At 72.8% G+C, this 6763-nt stretch carries 5 protein-coding genes; 3 read left to right on the top strand and 2 right to left on the bottom strand.

The features are described 5' to 3' along the window. The first annotated feature begins 236 nt into the window (after positions 1–236). From AE652_RS31965 to AE652_RS31955, 3 genes are all read left to right on the top strand, one after another. Complete coding sequence (locus tag AE652_RS31965) at positions 237–1115, top strand: alkaline phosphatase family protein (protein WP_049657926.1); 879 nt, start codon at positions 237–239, stop codon at positions 1113–1115. 414 nt (positions 1116–1529) lie between these two features. After that, a complete protein-coding gene (locus tag AE652_RS31960) occupies positions 1530–2012 on the top strand; it encodes a hypothetical protein (RefSeq protein ID WP_049657923.1) in 483 nt (160 codons plus the stop codon). 285 nt (positions 2013–2297) lie between these two features. Further along, positions 2298–3599, top strand: coding sequence for a multidrug effflux MFS transporter (locus tag AE652_RS31955; RefSeq protein WP_049657919.1), 1302 nt, complete (start codon positions 2298–2300; stop codon positions 3597–3599). Positions 3600–3764: 165 nt separating this feature from the next. On the opposite strand, the gene AE652_RS31950 is transcribed toward AE652_RS31955, so the two are convergent. Then, entirely contained in the window at positions 3765–5822 is a 2058-nt protein-coding gene (locus AE652_RS31950) for a glycosyl hydrolase family 18 protein (protein WP_049657915.1), read from the bottom strand. A 589-nt stretch (positions 5823–6411) separates the two neighbouring features. Beyond that, positions 6412–6763 (bottom strand): hypothetical protein (locus AE652_RS31945; protein WP_053112373.1); only part of this gene is annotated, 352 nt, incomplete at its 5' end.

Genomic DNA, 6763 nt, shown 5'->3' with positions numbered 1-6763 from the left:
CGGAGCCCGCCGCCCGGAGCCCGCGGCGTCGGCACGGTCGGCGGGGCGGCCCGTTCCGTACGGCCCCCGTCGGCCGCGGACCGCCCCGGCGGCTTCCCGGCGCGCTTCCGACACCTTGTGGACACCCGGCGTTCGGTGAGGTGACGCCGACCGGTACGGCGGTCGGTGGAGCATGGCGCGGTCGGCGGCGCCCTCGGCGGGCGCGGCCGGGTGCGCACGACCGAAAGGAACGTCCCATGTCCGCTGCCCAGTGGCCCCGCCCCCGCGTTCTCGTCGTCGGGATCGACGGTGTCCGCCACGACTACCTGGCGCAGGTGCCGATGCCGCGCCTGGAGGAGGTCGCCGAGGCCGGGTTCCTGGTGCCGGTCACCGTCGCGGACGGCACGCCCACCATGTCCGGGCCGTGCTGGACCACCATCGTGACCGGGGTCGAGCCCGCCAAGCACGGGGTCTGGGGCAACCACCTGGGCGGCAACCGGCTCGACGTGTTCCCCGACTTCGCCACCCGCCTCGCCCGGGGCGACCGGCGCCGCACCTTCGTCGCGGCCGGCTGGGACCCGCTGATGATCAACGAGTCCGGCGGCCCGCTGTTCCGCGCCCCCGGCCGGCTCTCCTACGTGGCCCCCGCCGAGGACACCCCCGAGGCCTGGGAGGCGGTGGACGAGGAGGTCGTCCGGGAGGCCGTCCACGTCCTCGGCGCCGCCGACCCGGAGGCCTCCTTCGTCTACCTCGGCGCCGTCGACGAGACCGCCCACTTCCTGGGCTGCGGCGACGAGTACCGCGCGTCCATGCGCACCGCCGACGAGCGCCTCGGCCGCCTCCTCGACGCCGTCCGCGGCCGGGCGACCTACGCCGAGGAGCAGTGGACGGTCATCGTCGTCACCGACCACGGGCACGTGGACGCCGGCGGCCACGGCGGCCGTACGGTCGAGGAGCGGACGGCCTGGGTCGCTTGCGCCGGGCACGGCATCCCGGCCGGCCCGCCCACCGGCGAGATCCGCCACCCGGACGTCGCCGCGCAGGTGTACGCCTCCCTGCTGCGCCCGATCGACCCGCACTGGACCCTCGACGGCCGCCCGTTCCCGCTGGCCAGGCCGGTACCGGCGGCGGTCTGAGCGACGGGCGGTCCGCGATCCGGGGGTACCGGTGCCCCCGGGTGCAGCAGGCCGGGCTGCGGCGGCGCCGGGCTTGAGCGAGGCTCGACCGGGGCTCGGGCCGCGCTCGACCCGGGCGTGCCGGCCTGGGCGCCGGAGCGGCACGCGTCCGAGACCGCGGGGCCCCGGACCTGCGGGCCTCAGGGTCCCTGCCGAAGGACATACGCCTGAAGGTGGAGAAGGTACCCCGTGGGTTGGAGACAAGATCGCGACCTGGTGGTGACGATCCGACGGGTCGGGACGGGCCACGATGGTTGCACCGGACGGTGGAGCACGCCGACCGGGCCGGCGACGCGGACCTGAGCGGCCGCCGGCGGCGGAGACGAGCGGTCGGCGACGGCCGCACCGGTCACGACACGGAGAGGACAGCCGGGCATGAAGGGCATCGTGAGCAAGGTCGCGCTGGGAGTCGCTGGTACCGGCATGGCCGTCGCCGTGGCGGCCGTGGCAATCGGCCCGCGGGTGTCCGACTGGTACGACGAGCACCACCAGCAACAGGGCTCGTACGAGACCGGCACCCAGGCCAAGGCCGACCGCCGGTCGATGCCGACCTGGCTGCCCGACAACGCCTCCGGGGTGAAGTACCTGATGTCCACCAGGGGCGACGACCGCCTGCTGCGCGCCACCCTCCCGGAGGAGCGGCTGCCCGTCGGCTGCACCGCCGGGCAGCCGGGCAAGAGCGCGCACCCGGTGCCGGAGTCGCTCAAGGCCGGCTGGTTCCCCGAGGGCGTCGCGACCAAGGTCATCGGCACCTGCGGGTACTACAACGTGGCGCTGACCGGCAACCAGCTCTACGCGTGGCAGGACGGCGCGGCGGTGCAGGCGGCGCTGCGCGCCGAGCACGTCGCCAAGCGCTGAGTCCGGCGGGCACCCGAGTACTCCTGACCATTCCCGGGAATCCCTGAACACCCCTGAACACCTCTGAGCACTCCTGGTCGCCGCGACCGGGGAACGGAACGGCCCGCCGGGCACCGGAAGGTGCGGGCGGGCCGTCGCCGTGTGCGGGCCGGAAACGGGCGCCCGGCGATCCGCCCGGCGCACCCCCGCAGCCGGACAGCACGTACCCCCGCTGTCGGAACCGGACCGTGCTGCGGTAGGACGGAGCGCGAACGAACCCCACGTCGCCCGTCCGTAAGGAGAACCATGCCCGGCCCGACCGTCGGCCCCACCGACGACACGTCGACCGCTGCCGCCACCACCGCCGCCCCCGCATCCGTCGCCGCACCCGCCACCGGCCAGACCCGTCCCGGCTGGGCCGTGATCGCCGCCCTCGGCGGCCTCACCGCGCTCGGTCCGCTCACCACCGACCTCTACCTGCCGGGCCTGCCCGCGATCGCCGACGACCTGGTCGCCCAGCCGGCCGCCGTCCAGCTCACCCTGACCTTCTCGATGTTCGGGGTCGCCGCCGGGCAGCTGCTCTTCGGGCCGCTCAGCGACCGCTACGGGCGCCGGGTGCCGCTGCTCGCCGGGCTCGTCCTCTACACCCTGTCCAGCGTGGTGTGCGTGTTCGCGCCGAACCTGGCCGTGCTGATCGCCGCCCGCTTCGTCCAGGGCGCGGCCGGCTCCGCCGGGCTGGTGATCGGACGCGCCGTCTCCCGGGACCGCTTCCAGGGCGTCGCGCTGCTGCGCTTCCTCGCCTCGATCGCCCTGATATCCGGGCTGGCGCCGATCCTCGCACCGATCATCGGCGCGCAGCTGATGCGGTTCACCTCGTGGCGCGGCACCTTCGGCGTGCTGACGGCGCTCGGGCTGCTGCTCACCCTGGTCTCGTTCGGGGTGCTGCGCGAGACGCTGCCGCCGGAGACCCGGGACCGCGGCGGGGTGGGCGCGACCCTGCGGACGATGGGACGGCTGCTGGGCAACCTGCCGTTCCTCGGGCTGGCGCTGACCAGCTCCCTCGCCTTCGGGGCGCTGTTCGGCTACATCAGCGGGTCGTCGACGGTGCTCCAGCACGTGTACCAGGTCTCGCCACAGACCTACAGTCTGCTGTTCGGGCTGAACTCGTTCGCGATCGTGGTGATGACCCAGGTGAACGGGCGCGTGCTGGCGCCGCGCTTCACTCAGCGGGTGCTGATGCTGGGCAGCCTCGCGGCGGCGGTCGCCGCCGGGGTGGCGCTGGTGCTGCTGACCACGGTGTGGGACTTCGGGCTGGCCGGGTTCTGCCCGCCGCTGTTCGTGATGATGGGCAGCCTGGGCGTGCTGCTGCCGAACACCGCCGCCCAGGCGCTCGGCCTGGTCGAGCCGCAGGTGGCGGGTACGGCGTCGGCGCTGCTCGGGACGGGCAACTTCCTGTGCGCCGCGGTGGTCGCGCCGCTGAGCAGCCTCGGCGGTCAGCCGTCGGCGGTGCTGCTGGCGCTGGTGGTCCTGGTCTGCGGGGTGCTCGCGACGGTGGTCTACCTGGCGCTGTGCCGACCGGAGCGGATGCGGGCGGCGGCGGGCGGCTGACAGGAGACGGGCGGCAGGCCGCGGCCGGACGACTGACGGCGGACGGATGACAGCGAACGGGTAACAGCGAACAGAAGACGGATGACAGCTGACAGATGTTGAAATCTGTCAGCTGTCATCCGTTATCCGTTACTCGTCAATCGTCATTCACCACCCGGGGCGGTCTCAGGCGATGGAGAAGTCATCCCCGTACACGTTGCCCTGGCCGTACCAGCCGTGCAGGTACACGGAGACGGTGCCGTTGGCGCCGGTGGTGAAGGGGACGGACACCTTGGTCCAGCCGGAGGAGTTGGCCCACGCGCTGGCGGTGGCGCCGCCGTTGACGCCGATGTAGGCGTAGTTGCCCTGCACCCAACCGCTCAGGGTGTAGCTGGTGTTGGGCTTCAGCGTGACGGTCTGCGCGCACTCGCCGGTCTGGGCGGCGGTGGCCGCGGCCTGGAGGGCCTTGGTGCCGGAGTGGACCGGGGTGGAGACCACGGCGCCGCCGCTCTGGCAGGTCCACGGGGCCAGGCTGCCGCTCTCCAGGTCGCCGTTGACCAGGCCGGTGGTCGGCGTGGTCCCGGTGACGGTCAGCGTGTAGGACGCGATGTGGTTGCCGGAGGCCCCGGTGGCGCTGATGCCCAGCGGGTAGGTGCCCGGAGTCACGGCCGAGCTGGTGGAGATGTTCAGGGTGGCGCTGTTGCCGGCGGTGACGCTGCCGGGGGTGATGGTGGCGGTGATGCCGGGGACGGGCTGGCTGACGACCGCGAGGTTGAGGTTCTGCGCCGAGCCGGCGGTGACCGCCGTCGAGATGGTCGCCGAGACGGACGAACCAGCCGCGACCGTACCGGAGTTCGGGTTCACGGCGACCGAGAAGTCATTGCCGGGCTGGGTGCCGGTGACGGTCAGGGTGAAGGTGCCGGTGTGGCTGCCGGAGGCCGCCGAGCCGGTGACCGTGATCGGGTAACTCCCGGGCGTCACCGAGGAGGTGGTGCTGATGTTCAGCGTGGCGCTGTTGCCGGCGGTGACGCTGCCGGGGGTGACGGTGGCGGTGACGCCGGCCGGGGCGCCGCTGACCGTGAGGTTGACGCTCTGCGCGGAGCCCGCCGTCACGGCCGTCGCGATGGTGGCCGAGGTGGACGAACCGGCCGCGACCGTGGCGGAGTTCGGGCTGGCCGACACCGAGAAGTCGTTGCTCACCGTCGAGCCGCTGGTGAACGGCGCGAAGACGTGGGTGAAGTCCCAGGTGTTCTGGGCGATCCCGGAGCAGTTGTCGTTGCCGGCCGTGCCCGGGCAGCCGCCGTTGTCGCGCTGGAGGGCCCAGAAGGACAGCGTGTTGATGCCCTTGGAGACCGCCCAGTTGTACACGGTGGTGGCGTTGGCCAGGGTGAAGGTCTCGGCCGGACCGAAGTCGTCGACACCGATCATCTCGGTGATCCCGATCGAACCCCACAGCTGGGCGGGGGTCTTGGACGGGTAGAGCTTGGCGAGCTGGTTGTAGAGGCCCTGCGCGGAGGTCTGGGTGTCGGCCGCCATGTCGTGGGCGGCGTTGTCGTAGTAGTCGAAGGTCATCATGTTGACGACATCGATCCGCGCGTTGTTGCTGACCGCGTTCTTCAGCACCGCGAGACCGCTGCTGGCCAGCCCGGAGGTGGTGGTGGGCAGCGTGTAGGAGAACTGGATGCTCCGCCCGTTGGCGGCGGCCCAGTCCTGCACGAGCTTGATGGCCTTGTTGCGGCGGTCGATCCCGGCGGTGTTGGTCAGCGAGTTGTCCTCGATGTCGAGGTCGATCCGGCTGACGTCGTAGGTGGTGATCACGTTCTGGAAGGCGGCCGCGATCTGGTTGACGTCGGTGCAGCTGTCGGCGATCTCGGTGCCGGTGTTGTCGGCGGTGTAGCCGCCGAAGGACGGGATCACGTCCCCGCCGTTGGCGCGGATGGTCGCGATGTCCGCGCCGAACGTGGAGGAGGACACCGGCTTGGAGGTGTCGCCGTTCCAGTACGGTGTGCAGGAGCCCTTGGTGGCGGCCTGGAGGAACGCCATGGTCAGGTGCTTGGCGCCGGACTGCGCGGCCAGCTGGGCCGGGCTCTGGCCGGTCCAGGACTCGAAGTAGGGGGCGAAGACCCGGCTGGGGAGCGGGGTGGCGGCCTGGGCGGAGCTCGTCCCGGCGGCGACCAGGCCGGCCGAGGCGGCCAGCGTGGCGCAGGCCGTCAACACGGCCTGGACTGTTCGGCGGAGGCGCATGGATTCTCCAACAGACTTGGTGGGGCAGGACGTTGGGGAGGTGCGGTCGGTCCGGGTGGGGCGGCCGTGTGGGGTCGGCGGCGGCCCCGGGACCGGGTCGGAACCGGGAGTACGGGGAAGTGCGGGGGCGTGCGGGCGTGCGAAGGCCCACCGACTCGCGTGGACGCGGGCGGCGTGCGGAAGCGCGCGCCGTACGGAGCGGGGGTGGAGCGGAGCATGGCAGGGCATGGCAGTGCCTCAGCCGCCGGTGGTCACACCCCCACAGTGCATCCCGGTCGGATCGACATGCTTATGTTTGGACTAGACCACTGGTCTGTCAAGAGTCCTAACAGTTCGTCAGCACACGGCCCGCGCGACGGAAGGGGGGCGAACCGGCGTCGGGACGGGTGGGCCGCCGGTGGGGCCCGCTGGGAGGACGGTGTCGGACACTCCAGGTGGCGGCGAGGGGCGGCGGTGAGGGGTGCCGGAAACGAGAAGACCGTGGCCGCGCACCCGGAAAGGGGCGCGGCCACGGCAGCCCGGCGCTCAGGACACCGGGCGGATCATGGTGTTGCGGGCCAGCGGACCAGCGGACCAGCGGATCGGCAGGTCAGCGGGACGGCGGGCAGAGCGTGGCGAGCAGCGCGTCGTTGATCTTCGTGGCGGTGTCCGGCCCGAAGCCCTGCGGGTGGTCGGCGGAGGTGAAGCGCTGGTCGGCCAGGTCCGCCAGCTTCTGCTTGTCCTTGGGGAACTGGTACATCGACTGGCACTGGTTGCGCGCCCGGTCCACGGCCTGGTCCGGCTTGCCACCGACGATCGCCGGGTCGATCGCGTCCAGCGCGGAGACCAGCTTGGCCGTCACGTCGGCGCCCGGCTTGGCGGGCAGTCCGGCGTCGGCGGGCGGCGCGGGCTTGGACGGTGCGGGGGCTCCCGAGGCGCCGGCGTCGGGGGCGGGCGCGCCG

The sequence above is a fragment of the Kitasatospora sp. MY 5-36 genome (genome assembly GCF_001182915.1).
Taxonomy (GTDB): Bacteria; Actinomycetota; Actinomycetes; order Streptomycetales; family Streptomycetaceae; genus Kitasatospora.
Note: the sequence above shows the minus strand (reverse complement) of the source record. Positions and strands in the feature narration are given on the sequence as shown.